Origin of the sequence: Paraburkholderia sp. SIMBA_054 (genome assembly GCF_046534875.1) — a bacterium.
GTDB classification, from domain to species: domain Bacteria; phylum Pseudomonadota; class Gammaproteobacteria; order Burkholderiales; family Burkholderiaceae; genus Paraburkholderia; species Paraburkholderia hospita.
On sequence record NZ_JAWRXV010000047.1, the window covers coordinates 34,377 to 55,275 of the forward strand.

Here is a 20,899-nt window from a genome sequence, read left to right on the forward strand (position 1 = left end):
GGGTCGAGCAAAGAACTAGGGGAAAGCACGTTCGGTCGCGCGTGGCCGCGCAGACTGCGCGACGTGATGCGCCGGTTTGCGGGGCGCGCCGCGCCGCGACGACGCGTCGTCGGTGTCGCGATCGACGACGCTGTAGATCAGCGTGTCCATCTCCTTGATGATGTCGGCGAGCACCGTCGTGATCACGGCGAACTCGCGGCCGTACGAACCCGCGCGCGCCGCCGAAATGCGCGCATTCAACGCGACGATGTTCGCCTGCATCGAAATGCTCGATAGCTGTTCTGCGATCGCGGCCTGACGGCGCTGCGTTGCAGCTTCGATACCGCGCATCTCGTTCTGATAGGCCAGCGTGATTTCCTGCAGCAGTTCGAGCAGCGGCGTCGCCTGCGCGACTAGGGCATCGACCTGCTCGCGTGACGCGTCGTCATTCGCCTCGACGCACGCGACCGTTTCGTCCGTCAACGCGATGAAGCGCTGCACGCGTTCATCCGCCTTGCGCGTGCCGTAATAGAGTTGCTGTAACGCATCCGAGAACACGCCGGGCAAGTGATCATTGCCGTTCACGAGCACGCGATGTGTCGCCGCAAACGTCGCGAGGCATTCGCGCGTAATGGCAAGCGCATTCATATCGCCATGCGACGCGAGCAACATATGCAGCACGATGCGTTGCGAAAGCATCCGCTGACGGCCCGACAGATTGATCAGTTCGCCGATCGTCTGTCCGGACACTTCACTGCGTTGCGTGGTGATCTGCTCGTTCGTCATGCTGGATCGCGTCGATGCGCGCTTTTCGGTTGCGCAAAAAAAAAGCGTCCCGAAGCGCACGCGCGTCGCCCGATCGCATGGATCGAACGCTCCTCGCACGTTGCGTTTCGGGACGCCGTTGCCCCATCGGTCCGCTCGCGTTGCGAGCGTCCCTGAAAAAAACCGGAATTCGTTGCAGCCGCCATTGGCTACGCGGCGGATAACGCAATAGGTATGCCATCGGCCTGTTTTTGGCCGATGCATGCATCTCGAAAGGGACTTCACAGTGCGCTTGCGGAGCGCGCAATCGCTTGCTGGACGGGACGTGCGCGTATTCTTCGATTTTTCGCGCAATGCTTCTTGCCGCTACGTCACGCCAATGAAAAAGCGCCCTTCTCAGGGCGCCTGTGCGCGCCTCAACGAAGCGCGCCGATGCTATGACGTGGTGCAGCGCACCACGGCCGTGCGCTCTGCGCTAGCGCCGGTCAGACCCCGAGACCACGTCGATCCAAACGGCGAGCACGAGAATGCCGCCCTTCACGATCATCTGCCAGTACGAGTCGACGTCGAGCATCGACATGCCGTTGTCGAGGCTCGCCATCACGAGCGCGCCGATCAGCGCGCCATACACGGTGCCCGAGCCGCCGCGCATCGACGTGCCGCCGATAAAGCACGCCGCGATCGCATCGAGTTCACCCATCGAACCCGCCGACGGCGAGCCCGCCGCGAGCCGCGCCGTATTGATGAGGCCGCCGAATGCACACATCAGCCCCATCAGCGCGAAGATCGCGAGCTTCACGCGGTTCGTGTTGACGCCTGACAGCCGCGTCGCTTCGAGATTCGAGCCGACCGCATAGATGCGCCGGCCGAATACGGTTTGCGTCGCGATGTACGTGAAAATGCCGAGCAGCGCGAGCAACAGCAAAACGGGCACAGGAATACCGCCATAACGGTTGAGCGTCGCGACGAACGCAAGCAGGATCAGGCCCGTCGCGACGATCTTAACGCCGTCCTGCCACAGCGGCACGACGCTCAGGTTGTAATGCTGCCGCTTCTGCCGCTGCCGCACGGTCAACGCGGCGAGCAGCACAAACAGCACGACAGCGAGCGTGTCGCCAGCAATGCGCGGCAAGTAGCCCTGACCGATGAAGACGAAGTTGTCGGACACCGGCGCGATCGTCGATCCGCCCGTCACGCCGAGCAGCACGCCGCGATACGCGAGCATCCCGCCCAACCCGACGATGAATGACGGCACACGCAGATACGTCGACCACCAGCCGTTGAAAAGCCCGATCGCGACGCCGAGCAACATCACGACGGGCAGCGTCGCCGCGAGCGGCCAGTGATACGTGACGTTCAGTATCGCCGCGACGCCGCCGAGCAGCCCAAGCAGAGACCCGACGGACAGATCGATCTCGCCCGAGATGATGACGAACACCATCCCGCACGCGAGCATTCCCGTGATCGACATCTGCCGCAACAGGTTCGACAGATTGCGCGGTGTGACGAATGCGCCTTCCGTGAGGAACGAAAAGAACACCCAGATGACGGCGACGGCAAGCAGCAACGCGAGCAGCTTGTAGCGCGCGAACAGCTGCTTGATACGCTGTCCCGATGCGATCGACGCGCCGTGTTTTGCGTGGCTATCGGAAGAAGTGAGATCAGGAGTCATGCGACGCTCGCCAGTTGAGTGGGGCCCTTGCCTTTCGTGTCCGCGTCTTTCGGGTTCGTCGCGATGGCGGCCGTCAGAATATGTTCCTGCGTGAGACCGTCATTCACAAAATCGCCGCGCAACTCGCCTTCGCCGATCACGAGCACGCGATCGCTCACGCCGAGCACTTCCGTCAATTCCGACGACACCATGATGATCGACACGCCGCGCTTCGCGAGCGCGAACATCAGCTTGTAGATTTCGAACTTCGCGCCGACATCGACGCCGCGTGTCGGCTCGTCGAGGATCAGCACAGAGGGATTGGTGAGCAGCATGCGCGTGAGCACGGCCTTCTGCTGGTTGCCGCCTGAAAGACTCGCAATCGACAGCATCGGCGAAGCCGCGCGCACGGAAAGGCGCTTCATTTCCGAGTTGATCGTGTCGAGTTCGGATGCGGTATCGATGCGTCCGCCTTTCGCAAAGCGTTGCAACACCGCCAGCGTGATGTTGTGACCCACGCCCAGCTGCGGCACGATGCCGTGACGCTTGCGGTCCTCGGGCACCATCGCGATGCCTGCCGCGATCGCATCGGCGGGTGCGCGGATTTTCAGACGCTTGCCGCCCATCCACACTTCGGCTTCGCTCACACCCGGATACGCGCCGAAAATCGCCTGCATCAACTCCGTGCGCCCCGCGCCGACCAGTCCCGCGACGCCGAGAATTTCGCCCTTGCGCAACGCAAAGGAAACATCATCGACACGCTTTCGGTTCGTATTCGTCACGTCATAGCACGTCACATTGCGCGCCTCGAAGATCACGTCGCCGATCTCATGCGGTTCGCGCGGAAACAGATTTGTGATCTCGCGCCCGACCATCATCGCGATGATGCGATCGGTGGTGAGCTGCTTCATCGGTTGCGTGCCAACGTGCTTGCCGTCGCGTATCACGGTAATCGTGTCGCACACGGCTTCCACTTCATCGAGCTTGTGCGAGATGTACACGCAAGCCACGCCGCGCTTTTTCAGATCGCGCACGATATCGAGCAGGATCTTCGTTTCCGCCGCCGTCAGCGACGAAGAAGGCTCGTCAAGTATCAGCAGTCGCGCCTGCTTGTTGAGCGCCTTGGCGATTTCGATCAATTGCTGATGCCCGCCGCCATAGTTCATCACCGGCTGCGCGACGTTGATGCCTGTGATATTCAGTTCGCGCAAAAGTTCGTCGGCGCGCTGATACATCGCCGCGTAATTCATGCGGCCGCCGGGCAGCGTGATTTCATTGCCGAGGAAAATGTTCTCGGCCACCGACAATTGCGGCACCAGCATCAGTTCCTGATGGATGATGACGATGCCTGCGCGTTCGGTATCGCGGATGTTCTGCGCAACAAGTGGCTTGCCGTCCCAGAGGATTTCGCCGGACCACTCTCCATGGGGATAGACACCGGAGACGATCTTCATCAGCGTCGATTTGCCGGCGCCGTTTTCGCCGCACAGTCCGACGCATTCGCCGGGCGCGACGACGAGATCGATGCCGTCGAGCGCCTTCACCCCGGCAAACGATTTGGCGATGCCGCGCAACTCCAGAAGCGCTTGTGCCATGCGTAATGTCCTGGATGGATGAAAGATGCGCGAGCGCTTCTGTCTGTGACGATCAGAAGCGCCCGCGCCCGCTATCAGTTGCCAGCCAGTTGCGCCTGCGTATAGAAGCCGTCCTTGATCACGACATCGACATTGCTCTTGGTGAGCAGCGTGGGTTGCAGCAGCACGGTATCGACCTGCTTCTTGCCGTTGTCGTACTTCGCGTTGTACGAGGGCTTGTCGCCCTTCGCGAGATCGACGGCGAGCTTGGCCGCCTCACCTGCGATCAGCTTCAACGGCTTGTACACGGTCATCGTCTGCGTGCCCGCGATCACGCGCTTCACAGCCGCAAGGTCCGCATCCTGGCCGGACACGGGCACCTTGCCCGCCATCTTCTGCGCGGCTAGCGCCTGAATTGCGCCGCCTGCCGTGCCGTCATTCGACGCGACGATCGCATCGATCTTGTTGTTGTTCGCGGTCAGTGCATCTTCCGTGATACGCAGCGCCGTCGCCGCGCTCCATTCCGGCACCCACTGCTGGCCGACGATCTTCACGTCGCCGCGATCGATTGCCGGTTTGAGTATCTTCAACTGCCCTTCGCGCAGCATCTTCGCGTTGTTGTCGGTCGGCGCGCCGCCGAGCAGGAAGTAGTTGCCTTTGGGCTGCGCGTTAAACACCCCTTGCGCCTGCAGTTCGCCAACCTTCTCGTTGTCGAACGAGATATAGGCATCGACGTCGGCATCGAGAATCAGCCGGTCATACGACACGACCTTGATGCCTGCCTTGTGCGCTTCGGCGACGACATTGCCCAAGGTCTTCGAATTGAACGGCACGATCACGATCACGTCGACGCCGCGCGAGATCAGGTTCTCGATCTGCGAGATTTGCCGCGCTTCGCTCGCGTCGGCGGACTGCACGGAGACTTTCGCGCCGAGCTTCGTCGCTGCGGCGACGAAATAGTCACGATCGCGCGACCAGCGTTCGACGCGCAGATCGTCGATACAGAAGCCGATTTCGGGCTTGTCCTTGCTCGCGTGCGCGAGCGGCGCGACCATCGTCAGGCCGGCGGCCATTGCGGCGCAAACGAGGGAACTCAATACGGAACGACGCATTGCAGATTTCATGTCTCACTCCATTTAGGGTTGCGTGCAGTTTCGAATGCGAGAGAGTCGAACCGCCGTCTTAACCTCAGGGTGCGCTGCGAATACCTGTTCGCGAGCGTCAATTTTGAAAGCCGCCCCATTTTTGTTCGCACGACAGCGTGTGCCGTGCGCGCCGGCGGAGCAATTGCGAAATCTACCGGCGCTGCTAACGTTTTTTCGTGCCTTTGCCTTACCTATTTAGCTGCTGAGTAGATTGCCTGATTGACGATGTTCTCCAGACGCTCTTGCTGTCCGCTGACATGATGCGGCGCGATGTTTCGCTGCACTGCATCGCTTGCCAGCGATTCGAGCGAATAACCGCCCGCCAGCACCTTACGGCCGAAATCGCTGTCCCATCCCGCATAGCGCTGCTGCTTGAACGCGCCCAGGCGGTCGTTCTCGACGAGATGAGCGGCACGCTCAAGCGCGACGGCGATCACGTCGATTGCGCCGATATGGCCGTGCACCAGGTCTTCGGGATCGATACTCTGGCGGCGGACCTTTGCATCGAAGTTCATCCCGCCCGTCTCAAAGCCGCCGTTGCGCAGGATCTCGTAGAGCGCGAGCGTAAGTTCTTCGACACTATTTGGGAACTGGTCTGTGTCCCAGCCGTTTTGCGCGTCGCCGCGATTTGCGTCGACGCTGCCGAAAATGCCGAGCGCGAATGCATTGGCGATTTCGTGATGGAACGAATGGCCCGCGAGCGTTGCGTGATTCGCTTCGATGTTCACGCGGATTTCGTCCTGCAAGCCGAATTGCGTGAGAAAGCCGTGCACCGTCGCGACGTCGTAGTCGTATTGATGCTTGGTCGGCTCTTGCGGTTTCGGCTCGATTAGCAGTGCGCCCTTGAAGCCCAACTTGTGCTTGTGCTCGACGACCATGCTCATGAAGCGGCCGAGCTGCTCGCGCTCGCGTTTCAGGTCTGTGTTGAGCAGGGTTTCGTAGCCTTCGCGGCCGCCCCACAACACGTAGTTCTCGCCGTTCAGGCGGTGCGTTGCTTCCAGTGCGTTCAATACCTGGGTTGCGGCAAACGCAAACACATCGGGATTCGGGTTGGTTGCTGCGCCTGCCGCATAACGTGGATGCGAGAAGAGGTTCGCTGTGCCCCACAGCAGCTTGACGCCCGTCTGCTCCTGCTTGCGCGCGAGCACGTCCGTCATCGTCTTGAAGTTGTTCACGTAGCTTTTGATGCTGTCGCCTTCGGGCGCTACGTCGGCATCATGGAATGTGTAGAACGGGGTGCCGAGTTTCTGGAACAGTTCGAACGCGTGATCGGCCTTGGCATGCGCCTTTTCTAGCGCATCACCTGAGCGATGCCATGGACGCTCGAACGTGCCTGGTCCGAACATGTCAGCGCCCGGCCATACGAACGTGTGCCAGTAGCAGACGGCCAGGCGCAGATGGTCTTCCATTCGCTTGCCGAGCACCAGTTTGTCCTTGTCGTAGTGGCGATAGGCGAACGGATTTTCCGTGTGCAGGCCCTCGTAGCGCACGGCGGGCAAATGTTCGAAGTAGGACATGCGCGTCTCCTGATGAGTTGGTGCAGCTAAGCTGCTTGATGTGACGTCATGCTGATGCTTACGGGTTTGCGGAGCAATTGCGAAATTCGCCAGCGGGGGTGGTGATTCTTGGTAGTTGCTGGCGCAGGGGGATGGGGGCGCATAGAATTGGCGCGGTGGGGTTGGCTTAGTTTTTGGTTTGGTTTGCCAGGGTTTTTACTGGCATCCGTGTTTTGCCTTCGTGCTTCAAGCGTCGCCCCTGTGCATTTGCCTTTTCGCTGGCATCCGCGTGACGGTGTTTGCTGTTCAAGCGTCGCCCCTGTGCGGGGCGGCACCTACTTTTCTTTGCCGCCGCAAAGAAAAGTAGGCAAAAGAAAGCGGCTAACACCGCGAGATCTTGTGTTTGCCTGAGGGTCCCCAACCGGTCCCACGCTTCACGCGGCAACGACATGACTCATGCTCGTTGCCAACGCTTCGAATAAACGCATCACCCACTCCAAACGCCCGCACTATGGGTTAATGTTGTCGAATGTTTTCGGTTCTATAGCGGCAAACTGTGTGTAGGTTGTCGCGGCGTACACGATAGCGCTCTTACATGGAGGCACGTCGTGTGTTCGCGTCCGAAGTGAGACGTGTATGGTGCTACGGCCTACACACAGTTTGCCACCTGGGCCGCAGAGACCATTCGCTGCCGCTAGCCTGTGTATGAGAGCTTGAAGCGGGTGATGCGTCTGTTCGGAGCGTTAGCAACGTGCGTGAACGAGTGCGTTGCCGTGTGAAGCGTGGGGCCGTTTGGGGGCCCTCAGGCAGGAAGAAATGTTGGCGGTGTGAGCCGCTTTCTTTCTTTTGCCTACTTTTCTTTGCGGCGGCAAAGAAAAGTAGGTGCCGCCCCGCACAGGGGCGACGCTTGAACAGCAAACACCGTAGCGCGGATGCCAGCGAAAAGGCAAAAGCAACCCTCACTGCTCGGAGAGCAAATGCCCCAGCGAACGCACCGAATTGCACTGCTCTTCAATGCAAACAAAGTCTACGACAGAGAAATCATCACAGGCATCGGCAACTACCTGCTTTCAACGCGAGTCGCCTGGGACCTCTTCCTGGAGGAAGACTTCCGCGCACGCCTGAATGGCATAGAACGCTTCGAAGGCGACGGCTTCATCGCTGACTTTGATGACCCAGCAGTCTCTGAAGCGCTCGCCGACTCTCCTTTACCCGTTGTCGCCGTAGGCGGCTCATACGAAGACGCATCGAAGTACCCACCGAATCTGCCCTACATAGCGACCGACAACATGCAACTCATGTCGCTCGCGTATAAACATCTGATCGGTGCCGGCCTGCAACGCTTCGCCCTCTACAGCCTGCCCGAATCCCCGACCAACCGCTGGGCGCAAGAACGCGAACTCGCATTCAACACGCTGCTGCAAGCAGATGGAATGGAGGGCGACGTGCACCGCGGCCTACCGACCAGCGCCCCCGTCTGGCACCAGGCCAGCGTGCAACTCACGCAATGGCTGCAAAGCCTGCCGAAGCCCGTCGGCATCATCGCGGTAACGGACGCCCGCGCGCGTCAAGTACTACAGGCATGCCTGATCAGCGGCATCCCCGTGCCCGAGCAGGTGGCAATCATCGGCATCGACAACGATCCGCTAACGCGCTCGCTCACCCGCATTCCGCTTTCATCAGTGATTCAGGGCACCGAGGAAATGGGCCGCACAGCCGCGCACCTTCTGCATCAGATGCTGGGCGGAGCACGCTTCGCAGGCCGTCGCATCCTCGTGCCGCCCGTCGGCATCAACGTATGCGAATCGACCAAGCACGAGCCGCTCGCGAGCCCTTACGTGATGCGCGCGCGTCACTACATCCGGCAATACGCCTGCCAGGGCATCAAGACGGAACAGGTCGCCGATTACGTGGGTGTGTCGCGTTCGTCGCTCGAAGATTATTTCCGGCGCGAACTCGGCTGCACCGTGCATCAGGAAATCCTCAAGCACAAACTCGATGTCGCCAAGCAGCTGCTCACGCAGCAGGACATGTCGAGCGCGGAAGTTGCGATCCGCTGCGGCTTCACTTCGTTGCAGTACATGTACGCCGTGTTCCGGCGCGAACTCGATTGCACGCCGCGCGAGTATCAGGAACGCATGCAAGCCGCGCAATCGACTCACAATGCGCCATCCGCATAAATGCCTTAATCTGGTTTGATCCGCGACCGACATGAATTTCGCCGACATGCACAGCACCGATACCCCTCTCTCATCCAGCGTCCAGGTCGATCGCTGGGGCACGTTGCCCGGTCTCGGCGACATTCGTCTGTTCACACTGCGCAACGCGCACGGCATGCGTGCCGCCATCAGCGATCTCGGCGCGACGCTCGTCTCGTGGCATGCGCCCGATCGCGCGGGCCGCGTCGCCGATGTCCTGCTCGGTCATGAAACACCCGCCGACTATCTGGCGAGCCGCTGGTTCTTCGGCTCGACTATCGGCCGCTGGGCGAACCGTATTGCGCAGGCGCGCTTTACGCTCGACGGGGTCGTCTATCAGCTTGACCGCAATGACGGCGACAACCTGCTGCACGGCGGTATCAACGGATTCCACAAGGCGCTGTGGCATGCGCGCGAAGTGGATGGCGCGCTGGTGCTGTCGCACGAATCGCCCGAAGGCGACGCTGGCTTTCCCGGCGCGGTCGCGGCAACCGTGCGCTATGCGCTCGACGACGACGGCGCGCTCACGATCGACTACGACGCAACCGCCGATGCGCCCACGCCCATCAGCCTCACGAATCACGCGTACTTCAATCTGTCCGGCGACGCGCTCGCCGATGCGCCCGATATTCGCGGCCATGTGATCGCGATCGATGCGGACGCCTTCTTCGCCGTCGACGACGCGATGATTCCCATCGAAAGAAAAGACGTGGCAGGCAGCGTGTTCGACTTTCGCGCAGGTGCGCCGATTGGCGCGCGCCTCGACTGGCCGGATGCGCAACTCGCGCGCGCAGGCGGCTTCGATCATTGCTATGTGCTGCGTGATGGCGCCGCGGCGACGCGCACGGCCGCTACGCTCTACGATCCCGCCAGCGGACGAGAGCTGACGGTATCGACGGACGCGAAAGGCATGCAGTTCTATACGGGCAACTTTCTCGCGGGCGTCGACGGACGCAACGGCAAGACATACGGCAAGCACGCGGCGTTGTGCCTCGAAACGGGCGCGTTTCCGAATCAGGTCAACATGCCGGACGCAGAACAGGTCGTGCTGCGGCCCGGTGAACGTTATCGCCACACCACCGTCTACCGGCTCGGCGTGCGTTGAGCACTTGCGGCGGCATAGCTTCCATATTCCTTACGTAATCTGTCGAAACATTGCCGCTGTTGTAATTCGCGCCCGATGATTGCGGCATTCATTACGCCGTGAAATCATAGGCAGCCTTTTCTGATCTCAAAGCCAGCCCACTGCGGCGCCCCATTCAAGGGCAAAGCGGCCAGCCAGCAACCGCCATCGCATCCCCCGCCGATGGTCATTCCGTCACGAAGCATCACGCGCGTCGCCAGCATCGACGGCTCGACGCGTGCGCCAGCCATTTCGACGACGGTTGCGGTCAGTTGCAACCCTACGCTGTCTTGCCCCTGGAGTGACCTTTGAACACACCCGAAACCGTTGCCATCGATTCCGCCGCGCGCGCCAATGGGCAAAGCAAAAGCGCGGACAACGGCGCGCCGCTCGCCGGGTCGCGCCGCATCACGTTCATCCGCTGGCTGCGCAAGGTGCATAGCTGGATCGGCCTGTGGGGCGCAGCGCTCGGTCTTCTGATGGGCACGAGCGGCTTTTTGCTGAACCATCGCGGCGGCCCACTGCGCGTATCAACGGGCGAGCCGCAGGTCGAGTCGCTGCAGGTGAAGCTGCCGCAGCCCGCGCCCGAATCGCCGCGCGATCTCGCCAAGTGGCTCAAGCAGGAGCTGAAGGTGCAAGGCAAGCCGGGCCGCGTGCAGAAGGAGCCGTCGCATCCCGTCGCATGGGGTGATCGCAAGGCGGTTCAGCCGGAACATTGGCAGGTGAGCTTCGCGTCGCCTGGCGAGAACACGCAGGCGGAGTACTGGGTCGGCAACGACTATGTGACCGTCAAGCGCAGCGCCAACACCTTCCTCGCCGCGCTGACGAATCTGCACAAGGGCGTGGGCCTGAGCGTCGGCTGGGTGCTGGTGATCGACACGTTCGCGGGCGGCGTGATCTTGCTGTCGCTGACAGGCGTCTTGCTGTGGACGCAGTTGAACAAACGCCGCACGATCGGTGCGGTGCTGGTGCTCGGGTCGATCGTCGCGGCTATAGTCGCCGGGATGTTCTGACGCGTCGCGCTCATCGAATGCAACAAAGGGCGATGCACCGCTGTGCATCGCCCTTTTTCGTTGAAGCCTTCGAAACCGTTAAAGCCGCTAACCCGCTTAACGGCGGAACGCCGGCGCGCCCATCGGCGCTCCCGTATTGCCGCCATCAACGACGATCTCCGCCGCCGTCATCCCCGACGCCGCATCCGATGCGAGGAACACAGCCGCCTGCGCCACTTCTTCGGCCAGCGCGAAACGACCCATCGGGATCATCGGCGAAAGCGCCGTTTCCGTCGCGTCGAGTGTTGCACCTTCACGGTCGCCGCGCGTCCAGATCGACGTGCGGGTGCCGCCCGGAATCACTGTGTTCACGCGGATCCCGCGCGTAACGAGTTCCGAAGCGAGCACGCGCGCCATGCCGGAGATCGCCGCCTTCGATGCCGAATACGCCGACGACCCCGGCGCACCCAGCTGACGCATCACCGAGCCGTTGAGCACGATCGAACCGCCCTCGCCCATCAGCGGCACGGCAGCCTGCACGGTGAGGAACACGGCCGTCACGTTGGTACGCATGATCGCTTCGAACTTCTCGGCCGTCGTGCTGCCGACAGGCGTCGCACCGCTCACGCCCGCATTCGCGAACACGATATCGAGCTTGCCGAACTTGTCGGCGATCACCTTCATCACGTCGTCGATGGCTGCGGGATCGTCCAGATCCGCGCGGATCGGAAGCGCGTTCGGGCCCAGTTCGGTCGCCGCTTCGTCGAGTTTCTTCTGGTCGCGGCCCGTGATCGCCACGCGCGCGCCTTGCGCGATCAGGATGCGCGCCGCCGCGAAACCGATGCCGCCGTTGCCGCCTGTGATGAGTGCCGTCTTGTTTGCGAATGACATGAGGATTTCTCCAGAAATTGAGGTTGGGGGCGGACATCCGCCAGCAACTGGTTTATAATTGCAACTGCAATCTTAAATTAATGATAGTGACCGCAATCAATACGTGTCAAGCGGTTTTTCTCACCGGTTTGTTGCGGAAAGTGGATAAGCGATGAAAGTCAGCAAGGAAAAGGCGGCGCAAAACCGCGCGACCCTTGTCGAAACGGCCGCGCGCCTCTTCAGGACACACGGCATCGACGGCGTCGGTGTCGCCGAAATCGGCAAGGCGGCGGGGCTCACGCACGGCGCGCTCTACGCGCACTTCCCGTCGAAGGAAGCGCTCGCGGCGGAAGCGCTCGCGCACGGTCTGCAGATCGGCCACGAACGCATGACCCGGACGCCCGATGGCCATGCGCCGAGCCTGAGCGAACTGCTCGACAGCTATTTGTCGGAAGAAAAACGCGACGACATCGCGAACGGCTGCGCGATGGCGGCGTCGGCGAGCGAGATCGGCCGTCAGGACGAGACGATCAGCGCGCGCTACAGCGAAGGCTTCGAACTGATGACGGCTGTGTTCGAAAGGCACCTGCGCGCCCACAAGGTGAAGGGCGACCCGCGCGAGAAGGCGATTGCGATTTCGTCGACGCTGATCGGCGCGATCGCGGCGTCGCGCGCAGTGTTGAAGGCGCAGCCGGAACTCGCGAACGACATTCTGCGGGCGGTGCGGCGCGCGGTCGGCGATATTGCGGGCGAGAAAGCCTGAGCGGCAGGCGCGCCGAACGAAGAACTGCTTCAAAAGCGCGACGCAATCCGCACGCGCCGCTGTCCACGCACGTCACGCCTTGAACTCGCGAATACGATGTCCAATAGTTAAGAGGGAATAAAGGGGACCGCGTCGTAGTTCGTCAATTCATGACGGACGCGCCGTTCTTCGAGCAAGGAGTGCATCGTGCGCAAGATCATCGTTTCGCTTCAGTTGACCACCGCTCTCGCGCTGTCTGTCGGCGCCGCGCTATCGAATGCGCAAGGGCTTTCCACTTACGACGACGTGAACGCGCCCGTCAACAGCACGCGCCTGATGCCCAACGCGCCGCGCGGCAGTGAATATCCGACGCACGGCAACCAGCAGGCGGGCGAAATGAATCTGAATCCCACCGATCCGCGCGCGCAACTCGTCACTGGCACGCCGAACAATGCGCAGTCGGGCGGCTATGGATCGCCGCTCGCGGGTGTCCATACCGCTGTTCCGCCGGGCCAGTAACAGCGCGACCGTCGCACCTAGAAAAAAGCCCGCTTGCGCGGGCAACCTTCTACCAGGAGACAACAGCAAAAAAACGCATCACCCTTTGGTCGCGCCAAACGTCAGGCCTGCGACGAAGTGCTTCTGCATCGCGAAGAACATTGCGACGGACGGCAGTGCCGCCAGAATCGAACCGGCCGACACGAGATTCCACGCCGTCGTCCATTGCCCTTTGAGCGCCGCGACGCCAACCGTGATCGGCGCGGCGTCGTCGCCTTGCGTGAGGCACAGCGCCCAGAAGTAATCGTTCCAGACGAACGTGAAAACAAGAATGGCGAGCGCAGCAAGCGCGGGGCGAATCAGCGGCAGCACGATGCGAAAGAACACGGTCCACTCGCTCGCACCTTCGATACGCGCCGCCTCGACCAGTTCATACGGCAACTGCTTGATGAAGTTGCGCAGAAAGAGCGCGCAAAACCCCGTCTGAAACGACACGTGAAAGAGAATCAGCGCGCCGAGCGTATTGAACACACCAAGGCTCAGCGACAGATCGCGCACGGGAATCATCAGGATCTGGACCGGCACGAAGTTGCCCGCGACGAAGGTCGCGAAGAGCGTCGTGTTGCCGCGAAACTTGTAGATCGCCAGTGCGAAGCCCGCCATCGCCGCGAGCGCAATCGAACCGATCACGGCAGGCACCGTGATCAGCACGCTGTTCCAGAAGTAATGCAGCATCGGCGACGTGGTGAGCGCTTCGCGGTAGTTGTCGATGAGCGTGATGTGCTTCGGCCAGCCCCAGTAGTTACCTTCGCTCAGTTCTTCCGTCGAGCGCACCGACGTGACGAGCACGGCGATCATCGGCAATAGCCAGATCAATAGCGCAACCGGCAACGTCAGCTTGTACAGCCGCCGGTTGAACGGCTTCCATTTGGCAACGGGCATCGGGTACATATCGTCTGCTCCTTACTGTTCGTTGCGCAGCATGCGGCGCAGGTGATAGACGATGTACACGAGCATGATCGCGAACAGCACCACGGCGATAGATGCCGAATAGCCGATGCGGTAATACTTGATCGCCTGGTCGTACATGTAATAAGCGAGCACGGTCGAGCTTTCGAATGGCCCGCCGCCCGTCATCACCGAAATCAGGTCGAAGCTGCGCAGTGCGCCAATTATCGTGACGACGATGGCCATGAAGGTGACAGGCCGCAACTGCGGCAGCACCACATGCCACAGCATCGACCAGCCCTTCGCGCCTTCCATGCGCGCGGCTTCGATCTGCTCGCTGTTCAGCGATGTCAGACCCGTCAGATAAAGAATCATGCAATACGCGGTCTGCGGCCATAGCGCGGCGAAGATGATGCCGAACGTCGCATAGTGCGCGTCGCCGAGAACGGGCACGCCGTGGCCGAGTATCACGGCAAAGAGGCCAAAGGTCGGATCGTAGAACCAAGAGAAGATCAACCCGACCACGACGCCCGACAACACGAACGGCGCAAAGAACAGCGACTTCACGACGCGTATGCCCGCCACCGCCTGGTTCAGATAGAGCGCGACGGCGAGCCCCATCGGCGGCGCGAGCAGGAACAGCACGAGCCAGATGAGGTTGTTCTTCAGCGCGGTGTAGAAAGTCGGCGCCTGAAACAGTTCGATGTAGTTCGCGAGACCGACAAAGACCTTGTCGGTCATGCCATCCCAGTTGTAGAAGCTGAGCCAGATCGACGACAGGATCGGCCAGACCACATACACCGCGACCATGAAGCACGCGGGTGCGAGAAACAGCAGCGCGGCCTTGCGCTGCCGCCGCGCGGTGGGCGACGGTCCACGCTTCTTGCGCGTGGCTCTCGGCGCTGGCGACGCCTGCGGCTGCGACGGCGGCGTGCCATTGATGTCCTGACGTGTAACGGAGTGCGACACGACGATTCTCCATGCAACGAAATTGCTGCTTCGCGCCGGACGCGCATATCGATGCACGTCCGGCGCCACTGCCTTACATCCTTACTTCTTGTAGATGCGCTTGCGCGTCTGCTCGAGCTGCGCAAGGATCACATCGATCTTCGTCGGATCAGCGATGAACTGCTGCATGCCCTTCATCCCTTCGTCGGCCATTTCCTTCGTCATGTCGCGATCGTAGAACTGCGCAATGCCGCCCTTCGTGTTCGACAGAATCTGGAAGCCAATCTTCGAAATGGGATCTTCCGGCTCAGGCGACTTGCTGTTCGCCGACAGCGAGCCAAGACCCGTCGCGAGCTTAGCGCCCTGCTCCGGCGTCTCGACGAACGCGAGGAACGTGTGCGCGTCAGCCTTGTTCTTGGCCTTGGCCGGAATATGCAGCGATTCGACGGGACCATCTTCCGCTGTCGGCACGTTCGAATCGATGATCGGGAACTGGAAGTAGCTCATGTTCGGCTTCACGTTCGGCGGGAAACCGCCCGTGATGAACGTGCCCATCAGCATCATCGCGGCCTTGCCCTGGAACAGGAACGGTTGCGCCGCATCCAGATCGTACGAGAGCGAGTTGTCGATAAAGTCCTTGTCGTCGAGCAACTGCTTCCACGTCGTGTAGACCTTCTTCACACGCGGATCGGTGTACGGCACTTCGCCCGCCATCAGCTTCTGGTGGAACGCGTTGCCGTTGATGCGCAGGTCGAGATAATCGAACCAGCCCGCAAGCGTCCATGCATCGCGGCCGCCCACTGCAAACGGCGTAATGCCCGCCGCCTTCAGCTTCTTGCAGGCGTCCATCAACTGGTCCCACGTCTTCGGCTCGGATGCGATCCCCGCCTTCTGGAACAGGTCCTTGCGATAGAACAGGCCCCACGAGTAGTACACGGTCGGCGCCGCGTACTGCTTGCCGTTGTACGTCGACGATTCCTTCGTCGATGCATACATGCTGTCCCAGCCGTTCTTCTTCCAGTCACCGCTCAGGTCTTCAAACAGACCGCGCCGCGCGTAGTACGCCATGCGCTCGCCGTTGTGCCAGTTGACCACATCGGGCGCGACCGTCGACAGCCAGCCCGGCAACTGCACCTTGTACGCTTCCTCATCGACGAACGACGCCTTCACGTCGATGTCGGGATGCGCCTTCTTGAAGTCGTCGATCACCGATTGCCACACCGCGCGCTGGCTTGCGCCTTTGAACGCGATGTTGATCGTCATCGTGCCCGCTTCCGCCGTCGTCGCCGCGAACGGCGAAACGGCTGCGGCGACTGCGAGGGCGGCCGCTGCAATTGCGGTGCGTGCGTTGAATTTTCTTGCTGTCATCTTCCTGTCTCCTTGTGTCCTGGTTCTAACCTGCTGGGATCACTGCTACGTTGCGAAGTTATTCCGTACATTCAGTACGATAAGCCGCGACGCCTTGCGGCTCGACTTCATGCGCACCGATCACGAAACGCGATGCATCGATACCTTCGATCACGTGTCGCGCATTCGTATAGTTGAAAACATACGTAAGCTTGCCGCGCCGGCTGATACGCACGCTGTCGCCCAACGGCGTCGGCGTGAGACCCGCTTCCGTCGCGATGCGAGCAAACAGCGACTCCGTCAGGCGATCGTCGAACAGGCTCGCGAAGTAATGCACGGAACCGTGCTGCACATACGCGGGATGACCGTCGGCAAAACGCGCGCGCACACCGAAGCTGCGTTCGTCGGCGGCATCGATCAGATCGCGCCAGTGGCGCGCCTGACCTTCGCGCAGTCCATCGCCCGCGCCATTGACGTGCACCGGCTCAGTCACGTTCGGCCGCATCGATTCGACGCGCCATACGCGGATGGGCAGCAATGATGCGAGCGCGCCCGGCGGCAGGTTCGCGGGAATCTGCAGATCAGGCGTCTTCGAGCCGGTGCGCGGACCGAGCACGATCTGCGCGCCCGATGCGGCGAGCCGCACCGCGAAGTCGCCAGGCACGACGGGCAACGGCGGCACGACGATCATCGCGTAGCCGTCGAGCGGCGCATCGGCGGGAATCACATCGACGTCGAAGCCGAGCGAGCGCAGCGCTGAGTAGTACTCGAACGCGAAGCGCGGGTAATGAAAGTCCGCGCCCTGCGGATGAATTTCAAAGAGCCACTTGGCTTCGTAGTCGTAGATCAGCGCGACCTTGCTGCGCACATTCGCGTTCGCGTCGGCATCGGCTGCCGACACCTTTGCGATCTCGTGCGCAACCTGTTCCGCTTCGCTGCCGCCGATGTCGAGGCGATTGTCGGGCGTGTTCAGCCCCGCATGCATCTGTTCCTGCGCGAACGGCGCCTGACGCCATCTGAAGTACGACACGCAGCCCGCGCCGTGCGCGAACGCTTCCCAGCTCCACAGACGCACCATGCCCGGCAGCGGCGCGGGATTCCAGTGCGCCCAGTTCACGGGACCCGGTTGCTGCTCCATCACCCAGAACGGCAGCTTCGACATACCGCGATACACGTCATGGTTGAACGAAGCAAAGTCGGGATGCCCGGTCCGCAGGAACTTCGCCTTGATCTCCGGCGCGTACCACTGCTCTTCGAGCGCGCCGAGCGGATAGCTGTCCCACGTGGCCACGTCGAGATCGCGCGCGACCTTGTAGTGATCGAACTCGGTGAACAGTTGCATGAAGTTGTGCGCAACAGGCCGGCCCGGCGAATGCGCACGGATGATCTCGACCTGCATGCGGTTATAGCGCACGACTTCATCCGACGCGAACCGCCGGTAATCGAGCCGATGCGACGGATGCGCTTCCGTGACGGTGGCAACGGGCGCATCGATTTCGTCGAAACTGCGGTACTCCATGCTCCAGAACACGGTGCCCCACGCGCGGTTCAATGCGTCGACGTTCTGATAACGCTCCTTGAGCCACACGCGAAACCGCGCGACGGCAGCGAGCGAATAGCTGACCACCGTGTTGTGGCAGCCGAATTCGTTATCTGTCTGCCAGTAAGCGACGGCAGGATGCTTGCCGTAACGCTCCGCGACCGCCGTGCAGATCTTGCGCGACGCTTCGAAATACGACGGCGACGAGAAATCGTAATGACGGCGCGAGCCGAATGCGCGCGGACGTCCATCCGCGCCCACGGGCAGAATGTCGGGATGACGGTCGATCAGCCACTTCGGCGGCGTCGCCGTCGGCGTGCACATGACGACCTGCAAACCCGCGTCGCCGAGCACGTCGATCGCGCGATCAAGCCAGCCCCAATCGTATTCGCCCGGCGACGGCTCGATACGGCTCCATGCAAATTCCGCGATTCGCACCTGCTCGATGCCGAGCGCCTTCATACGGCGCGCGTCGTCTTTCCACATCGATTCCGGCCAGTGCTCCGGGTAGTAACAGACTCCAAGGCGCATGCGCATGTCCCTTATTTATGCGTAGTGTTCGACGGAGTTGAGCGCCTTCACGGCGAATCCGTCTTCAGTGAAAAGATGGCAGGCACGGGCGGGCGCGGCGAATACCACGCGCTCGCCCTGTTCGACGCGGGCGTTGCCCGGCACCTTCGCGATCAGCACGGCGCCGCCTGGCTGCTCCAGATGCACGTAGCTATGCTCGCCAAGATGCTCGATCAGCGAAATGGTGCGCGCGAGCGTTGCATCACGTCGTGATGCATCGTCCGTGACGAGTTCGAGATGTTCCGGGCGTACGCCGAGCGTCACGGGCTGCCCGCCTTGCAAGGTGCTGCCGTCGACTTCGACGCGCAGCGTTTCGTTGGTGTGGTCGAGCGTGACGTCGACGCCTTGCGCGTCGATCGCCGTGACTCTGCCAGGCAGGAAGTTCATGCGCGGCGAGCCGATGAAGCCCGCGACGAAGCGGCTGTTGGGCCGGTGATACAACTCCAGCGGCGCACCGATCTGCGCAATGCTGCCGTAGCGCTCCGTATCCTTGCCCGAATGCAGCAGCACGATCTTGTCGGCGAGCGTCATCGCTTCTGTCTGATCGTGCGTCACGTAGACGACGCTCGCGGTTGCGAACTGTTTGTGCAGACGCGCGATTTCGATTCGCGTCTGGCCGCGCAACGTCGCGTCGAGATTGGATAAGGGCTCGTCGAACAGAAACACGCCTGGCTCGCGCACGATCGCGCGGCCAATCGCGACACGCTGGCGCTGCCCACCCGACAATGCGCGCGGCTTGCGGTCGAGCAGCGCTTCAAGTTGCAGGATCCGTGCCGCTTCCTTCACCTTGCTGTCGATTTCCGCCTTCGGCTTCTTCGCGAGCTTGAGGCCGAAGGCCATGTTCTCGTAGACGCTCATGTGCGGAAACAGCGCGTAGCTCTGGAACACCATCGCGACGCCGCGTTCGGCTGCGGCCACGTCATTGACGATGCGACCGCCGATCGACAGGTCGCCGTCCGTCACGTCTTCAAGACCCGCGATCATGCGCAGCAACGTGGACTTGCCGCAGCCCGACGGGCCGAGGAACACACAAAACTCGTTTTCGCCGATCTCCAGATCGACGTTGCGGATCACGGGCGCGTTGTCTCCATACGCCTTCTGCACGCCCTTCAACGAAATGCTCGCCATCGCTTCGACTCCGTGATTTAATCAGCCCGAAGCGGAGATTAAGCGCTTAATCTGAACGGCCGAAAAAACGACCGCATTGCGATCGCTGGCCCTTCTGAAGGCCATTGGTTGGCCGTGTAAGGCTGTCTCCGATAATTCGTTCTGTCGTTTTGCGCATGGTGCCCCGCCTTCGTAGCCAATGCAAATGATGAACGCGAGTCCCACATATTGAATAAGCGTTGCGAAACATGTCCACTTTGAGCGAAGTCGCGCGGCGCGCCGGCGTCACGTCGGCCACCGTTTCGAACGTGCTGCGCAATCGCGGGCGCGTCGGCGAGCAGACGCGTCAGCGCGTGCTCGAAGCCGTCGAAGCGCTCAACTACCGTCCGCACCTCGCGGCGCGTGCGCTCGCCGAAGGCCGCGCGCCGACCATCGCGCTGATGGTGTCGAGCATCGCGAACCCGTTCTACCCGGAGTTTGCGCTGGCCGTCGAGCGCGCGGCACGCACCAGCGGTCACTTCGTCATCATCTGCAATACCAATGAAGATCCGCACGCGGGCCGCGCATATCTGGAGCAGATTGCGGGCACGCTCTCCGAAGGCGTGCTGGTGATGAACGCCAATCTCGACTTCGACGATCTGCGCAAAACGGAAGCGCGCGGCGCACCCGTGGTGCTGTGCATGTGGGAACGTCCCGACGATCCACCCGGCTTGCCGTGCGTCGCTGTCGATTTCCGTCTTGCGGGCCAGCTTGCCGCGAAGCATCTGATCGAACTGGGACATACGCGCATCGGTGCGGTTGTCGGCAGCAAGCCCTCGGGTATTCACGCATCGCGCTATGAAGGCTTCGTCGATGCGATGCGCGAGGCAGGCCTCAAAGTGCCCGCGAAAAACGTGCGTTACGCACCCGATACGACGGAGGGCGGTTATACCGCAGCGCGCCATCTGCTGGAGCACGACACTAAGCTGACCGCCATCTTCGCGACGAACGACCTGCCCGCGCTCGGCACGATCCACGCGGCGGCCGATCTCGGGCGCGACGTGCCGCGCGATCTGTCCGTGGTCGGCATCACCGACATTCAGCTCGCGCGGCAATCGCGCCCGCCGCTCACAACCATCGCCGTGCCGACCGTCGAAGCCGCCGAGCTCGCCGTGTCCTTGCTGCGCGAGTTGATCGAGCGGCCAGCGGGCAAACATGGCGCGCATCAGAAAGCGCCGCGCGTGTGCGTGACGTCGGCGCCGCAGCTGATCGTGCGCGGTTCGACATGCAAACGCTGACCCATACCAGCACCGAAATTGAGGCTTTCCTCATACGTCACACGATCGGGCATGAAAGGCCTCGCACCATTCGATCCTGGTCAAAATCAGTACAAGCAACTGTTTGCGTCGCGTGCCGCATTGGCGGGA

At 61.6% G+C, this 20,899-nt stretch carries 17 protein-coding genes; 6 read left to right on the top strand and 11 right to left on the bottom strand.

The features are described 5' to 3' along the window. Positions 1–15 precede the first annotated feature (15 nt). The 5 genes from SB822_RS39360 to xylA form a co-directional block, all read right to left on the bottom strand. Complete coding sequence (locus SB822_RS39360) at positions 16–765, bottom strand: type IV pili methyl-accepting chemotaxis transducer N-terminal domain-containing protein (protein ID WP_410857175.1); 750 nt, start codon at positions 763–765, stop codon at positions 16–18. Positions 766–1,219: 454 nt separating this feature from the next. Further along, positions 1,220–2,416 carry a sugar ABC transporter permease gene (locus SB822_RS39365; protein WP_410857176.1) on the bottom strand — a complete coding sequence of 399 codons (1,197 nt, stop codon included), beginning with the start codon at positions 2,414–2,416 and terminating at the stop codon, positions 1,220–1,222. Further along, entirely contained in the window at positions 2,413–3,990 is a 1,578-nt protein-coding gene (gene xylG / locus SB822_RS39370; protein ID WP_090838324.1) for a D-xylose ABC transporter ATP-binding protein, read from the bottom strand. Before xylG ends, SB822_RS39365 begins: the two co-directional genes overlap by 4 nt. Positions 3,991–4,064: 74 nt before the next feature. Continuing rightward, entirely contained in the window at positions 4,065–5,093 is a 1,029-nt protein-coding gene (gene xylF, locus SB822_RS39375; RefSeq protein ID WP_042307384.1) for a D-xylose ABC transporter substrate-binding protein, read from the bottom strand. Between the two features lie 212 nt (positions 5,094–5,305). Continuing rightward, the gene (gene xylA / locus SB822_RS39380) at positions 5,306–6,631 is read right to left on the bottom strand and encodes a xylose isomerase (protein ID WP_410857177.1); all 1,326 of its coding nucleotides are present in this window, start codon (positions 6,629–6,631) and stop codon (positions 5,306–5,308) included. A gap of 956 nt (positions 6,632–7,587) precedes the next feature. Here xylA and SB822_RS39385 point away from each other — a divergent pair. The 3 genes from SB822_RS39385 to SB822_RS39395 all read left to right on the top strand — a co-directional run bounded on the left by SB822_RS39385 (position 7,588) and on the right by SB822_RS39395 (position 10,944). Further along, the gene (locus SB822_RS39385; protein ID WP_007737732.1) at positions 7,588–8,790 is read left to right on the top strand and encodes a XylR family transcriptional regulator; all 1,203 of its coding nucleotides are present in this window, start codon (positions 7,588–7,590) and stop codon (positions 8,788–8,790) included. Between the two features lie 31 nt (positions 8,791–8,821). Then, on the top strand, positions 8,822–9,913 hold the full coding sequence (locus SB822_RS39390; protein WP_007737733.1) for an aldose epimerase family protein: 1,092 nt from the start codon (positions 8,822–8,824) through the stop codon (positions 9,911–9,913). A gap of 326 nt (positions 9,914–10,239) precedes the next feature. Continuing rightward, positions 10,240–10,944: a PepSY-associated TM helix domain-containing protein gene (locus tag SB822_RS39395; protein WP_079486737.1), complete on the top strand. Its 705-nt coding sequence runs from the start codon at positions 10,240–10,242 to the stop codon at positions 10,942–10,944. 96 nt (positions 10,945–11,040) lie between these two features. Here SB822_RS39395 and SB822_RS39400 read toward each other — a convergent pair whose 3' ends face one another. Continuing rightward, complete coding sequence (locus SB822_RS39400; protein WP_410857178.1) at positions 11,041–11,814, bottom strand: SDR family oxidoreductase; 774 nt, start codon at positions 11,812–11,814, stop codon at positions 11,041–11,043. A 151-nt stretch (positions 11,815–11,965) separates the two neighbouring features. On the opposite strand from SB822_RS39400, the gene SB822_RS39405 reads away from it, so the two are divergent. Together SB822_RS39405 and SB822_RS39410 are read left to right on the top strand one after the other, a co-directional pair. Continuing rightward, entirely contained in the window at positions 11,966–12,556 is a 591-nt protein-coding gene (locus SB822_RS39405) for a TetR/AcrR family transcriptional regulator (RefSeq protein ID WP_090838315.1), read from the top strand. Positions 12,557–12,751: 195 nt separating this feature from the next. Beyond that, on the top strand, positions 12,752–13,054 hold the full coding sequence (locus tag SB822_RS39410; protein WP_229513477.1) for a hypothetical protein: 303 nt from the start codon (positions 12,752–12,754) through the stop codon (positions 13,052–13,054). Between the two features lie 78 nt (positions 13,055–13,132). Here the strand turns inward: SB822_RS39410 and SB822_RS39415 are convergent, their stop codons facing one another. The 5 genes from SB822_RS39415 to SB822_RS39435 form a co-directional block, all read right to left on the bottom strand. Then, positions 13,133–13,984, bottom strand: a complete 852-nt coding sequence (locus SB822_RS39415) for a carbohydrate ABC transporter permease (protein WP_007589119.1) — start codon at positions 13,982–13,984, stop codon at positions 13,133–13,135. A 12-nt stretch (positions 13,985–13,996) separates the two neighbouring features. After that, positions 13,997–14,950, bottom strand: a complete 954-nt coding sequence (locus SB822_RS39420; protein ID WP_007737738.1) for a carbohydrate ABC transporter permease — start codon at positions 14,948–14,950, stop codon at positions 13,997–13,999. A gap of 81 nt (positions 14,951–15,031) precedes the next feature. Continuing rightward, entirely contained in the window at positions 15,032–16,297 is a 1,266-nt protein-coding gene (locus SB822_RS39425) for an ABC transporter substrate-binding protein (protein WP_079486743.1), read from the bottom strand. A gap of 58 nt (positions 16,298–16,355) precedes the next feature. Further along, positions 16,356–18,347 (bottom strand): beta-galactosidase, encoded by a 1,992-nt coding sequence (locus SB822_RS39430; protein WP_090838330.1) that lies wholly within the window; start codon positions 18,345–18,347, stop codon positions 16,356–16,358. Between the two features lie 15 nt (positions 18,348–18,362). Further along, on the bottom strand, positions 18,363–19,514 hold the full coding sequence (locus SB822_RS39435) for an ABC transporter ATP-binding protein (protein WP_007737741.1): 1,152 nt from the start codon (positions 19,512–19,514) through the stop codon (positions 18,363–18,365). A gap of 227 nt (positions 19,515–19,741) precedes the next feature. Here SB822_RS39435 and SB822_RS39440 point away from each other — a divergent pair, with 227 nt between their 5' ends. Then, complete coding sequence (locus SB822_RS39440) at positions 19,742–20,770, top strand: LacI family DNA-binding transcriptional regulator (RefSeq protein ID WP_410857179.1); 1,029 nt, start codon at positions 19,742–19,744, stop codon at positions 20,768–20,770. Positions 20,771–20,899 lie beyond the last annotated feature (129 nt).

What these genes read in the sequence shown, in the direction of transcription:
- SB822_RS39360 (WP_410857175.1), bottom strand. Translation starts at nt 765, where the DNA reads ATGACGAACGAGCAGATCACCACGCAACGCAGTGAAGTGTCCGGACAG.
- SB822_RS39365 (WP_410857176.1), bottom strand. Translation starts at nt 2,416, where the DNA reads ATGACTCCTGATCTCACTTCTTCCGATAGCCACGCAAAACACGGCGCG.
- xylG (WP_090838324.1), bottom strand. Translation starts at nt 3,990, where the DNA reads ATGGCACAAGCGCTTCTGGAGTTGCGCGGCATCGCCAAATCGTTTGCC.
- xylF (WP_042307384.1), bottom strand. Translation starts at nt 5,093, where the DNA reads ATGAAATCTGCAATGCGTCGTTCCGTATTGAGTTCCCTCGTTTGCGCC.
- xylA (WP_410857177.1), bottom strand. Translation starts at nt 6,631, where the DNA reads ATGTCCTACTTCGAACATTTGCCCGCCGTGCGCTACGAGGGCCTGCAC.
- SB822_RS39385 (WP_007737732.1), top strand. Translation starts at nt 7,588, where the DNA reads ATGCCCCAGCGAACGCACCGAATTGCACTGCTCTTCAATGCAAACAAA.
- SB822_RS39390 (WP_007737733.1), top strand. Translation starts at nt 8,822, where the DNA reads ATGAATTTCGCCGACATGCACAGCACCGATACCCCTCTCTCATCCAGC.
- SB822_RS39400 (WP_410857178.1), bottom strand. Translation starts at nt 11,814, where the DNA reads ATGTCATTCGCAAACAAGACGGCACTCATCACAGGCGGCAACGGCGGC.
- SB822_RS39405 (WP_090838315.1), top strand. Translation starts at nt 11,966, where the DNA reads ATGAAAGTCAGCAAGGAAAAGGCGGCGCAAAACCGCGCGACCCTTGTC.
- SB822_RS39415 (WP_007589119.1), bottom strand. Translation starts at nt 13,984, where the DNA reads ATGTACCCGATGCCCGTTGCCAAATGGAAGCCGTTCAACCGGCGGCTG.
- SB822_RS39425 (WP_079486743.1), bottom strand. Translation starts at nt 16,297, where the DNA reads ATGACAGCAAGAAAATTCAACGCACGCACCGCAATTGCAGCGGCCGCC.
- SB822_RS39430 (WP_090838330.1), bottom strand. Translation starts at nt 18,347, where the DNA reads ATGCGCCTTGGAGTCTGTTACTACCCGGAGCACTGGCCGGAATCGATG.
- SB822_RS39435 (WP_007737741.1), bottom strand. Translation starts at nt 19,514, where the DNA reads ATGGCGAGCATTTCGTTGAAGGGCGTGCAGAAGGCGTATGGAGACAAC.
- SB822_RS39440 (WP_410857179.1), top strand. Translation starts at nt 19,742, where the DNA reads ATGTCCACTTTGAGCGAAGTCGCGCGGCGCGCCGGCGTCACGTCGGCC.